Annotated in this window: 1 rRNA gene; it reads left to right on the top strand. The window is 51.0% G+C overall.

The window, feature by feature from the left end:
• Positions 1-2,594, top strand: a 23S ribosomal RNA gene (locus tag DXB91_RS12985); the annotation flags it as partial.
• Positions 2,595-2,618: the final 24 nt, after the last annotated feature.

Genomic DNA, 2,618 nt, shown 5'->3' with positions numbered 1-2,618 from the left:
TCCGGGGTATGGACTGCAACATGGCAGTGTGATTGATAGCAGAAGGGTCTGGGAAGTCCCGCCAAAGAGAGTGAAAGCCTCGTATGCGAAATTGAAAACACGCCTAGCAGAATCCGGAGTACCACGAGACACGAGAAACCTTGTGGGAAGGCGGAGGGACCACCCTCCAAGGCTAAATACTACTCAGTGACCGATAGCGCATAGTACTGTGAAGGAAAGGTGAAAAGGACCCCGGGAGGGGAGTGAAAGAGAACCTGAAACCCTGTGTTTACAAGCTGTGGAACTACGTTAAGGTAGGACCGCGTACTTTTTGTAGAACGGTCCGGCGAGTTTCTTGTACCGGCAAGGTTAAGCACTTAAGGTGCGGAGCCGAAGTGAAAGCAAGTGTTAATAGCACGCATAAGTCAGTACAAGAAGACCCGAAACCGGGTGATCTACCCATGTCCAGGTTGAAGTCGCCGTAAAAGGCGATGGAGGACCGAACGCACATCCGTTGAAAAGGGTGGCGATGAGGTGTGGGTAGGGGAGAAATTCCAATCGAACCCGGAGATAGCTGGTTCTCCTCGAAATAGCTTTAGGGCTAGCCTCGTATTAGTCTTGCGGAGGTAGAGCACTGAATATCCTAGGGGGCGTCAAAGCTTACCGAAGATTATCAAACTCCGAATGCCGCGTAGATGATGTACGGGAGTCAGACTGCACGAGATAAGTTGGGTAGTCAAAAGGGAAAGAGCCCAGACCACCAGCTAAGGTCCCAAAGTGCGTGTTAAGTGGTAAAGGATGTGGGATTTCGAAGACAACTAGGATGTTGGCTCAGAAGCAGCCATACATTCAAAGAGTGCGTAATAGCTCACTAGTCGAGAGGTCCTGCGCCGAAAATGTCCGGGGCTAAAACACGACACCGAAGCTGTGGATCCGAAAGGATGGTAGAGGAGCATTCTTAAGTCGACGAAGCTGTACTGTAAGGAGCAGTGGAGAGTTAAGAAGAGAGAATGCCGGAATGAGTAGCGAGATTTAAGTGAGAATCTTAAAGGCCGAATATCTAAGGTTTCCAGGGTAAAGCTGATCTTCCCTGGGTAAGTCGGGGCCTAAGGCGAGGGCGAGAGCCGTAGTCGATGGATAACAGGTTGAAATTCCTGTACTGCTTATGGACAGAACTGTGGGGACGCAGAAGGAGAGCACGAGCCGGAAATGGAAAAGCCGGTACAAGCGTATAGCAGTCATGCAGGCAAAACCGCATGAAAAATGTAAAGCGTTATGTGGATCGAACATTAGTAGAGAAGCGTGTGAGCCAGCTGCCAAGAAAAGCCGCTATTGTTTCATAAGTACCCGTACCGTAAACCGACACAGGTGGATGAGGAGAGAATCCTAAGGCCGGCGGGAGAAGTGTTGTTAAGGAACTCGGCAAAATGACTCCGTAACTTCGGGAGAAGGAGTGCCACAGAGATGTGGCCGCAGAGAAATGGCCCAAGCAACTGTTTAGCAAAAACACAGGTCTATGCAAAACCGAAAGGTGAGGTATATGGGCTGACGCCTGCCCGGTGCTGGAAGGTTAAGAGGAGAGGTTAGAGCAATCGAAGCTTTGAATTTAAGCCCCAGTAAACGGCGGCCGTAACTATAACGGTCCTAAGGTAGCGAAATTCCTTGTCGGGTAAGTTCCGACCCGCACGAAAGGCGTAATGATTTGGGCACTGTCTCAACAACACACCCGGTGAAATTGAAATACCAGTGAAGATGCTGGTTACCTGCGCCAGGACGGAAAGACCCCATGGAGCTTTACTCCAGTTTGATACTGGGATTCGGTACTGTCTGTACAGGATAGGTGGGAGGCTAGGAAATGGTGACGCCAGTTGCCATGGAGCCAACCTTGGGATACCACCCTTACAGTACTGGGTTTCTAACCTGCAGCCGTAACCCGGCTGGGGGACAATGTCTGACGGGGAGTTTGACTGGGGCGGTCGCCTCCGAAAGAGTATCGGAGGCGCTCAAAGGTTCCCTCAGAACGGTTGGAAACCGTTCGAAGAGTGCAAAGGCAGAAGGGAGCTTGACTGCGACACCGACGGGTGGAGCAGATACGAAAGTAGGACTTAGTGATCCGGTGGTATAAAGTGGGATTGCCATCGCTCAACGGATAAAAGCTACCCTGGGGATAACAGGCTTATCACTCCCAAGAGTTCACATCGACGGAGTGGTTTGGCACCTCGATGTCGGCTCATCGCATCCTGGAGCTGTAGCAGGTTCCAAGGGTTGGGCTGTTCGCCCATTAAAGCGGTACGCGAGCTGGGTTCAGAACGTCGTGAGACAGTTCGGTCCCTATCCGGCGTGGGCGTAGGATATTTGAGAGGAGCTGTCCTTAGTACGAGAGGACCGGGATGGACAAACCTCTGGTGTATCTGTTGTTTTACCAAAGGCATGGCAGAGTAGCCAAGTTTGGCAGGGATAAACGCTGAAGGCATCTAAGCGTGAAGCCCCCCTCAAGATAAGATATCCCATCTTCGGAGTAAGACCCCTTGAAGACTACAAGGTTGATAGGCTTCAGGTGTAAGTGTGGTAACGCACTCAGCTGAGAAGTACTAATAGGTCGAGGACTTATCCTTAGAGGTTTCTAGGAGATAAGCTTT

Source organism: Coprococcus sp. OM06-34AC (genome assembly GCF_003462545.1).
Lineage (GTDB): Bacteria > Bacillota > Clostridia > Lachnospirales > Lachnospiraceae > Coprococcus > Coprococcus aceti.
The sequence above is the reverse complement of the archived record's forward strand: the minus strand, read 5'-3'. Positions and strand labels throughout refer to the sequence as shown.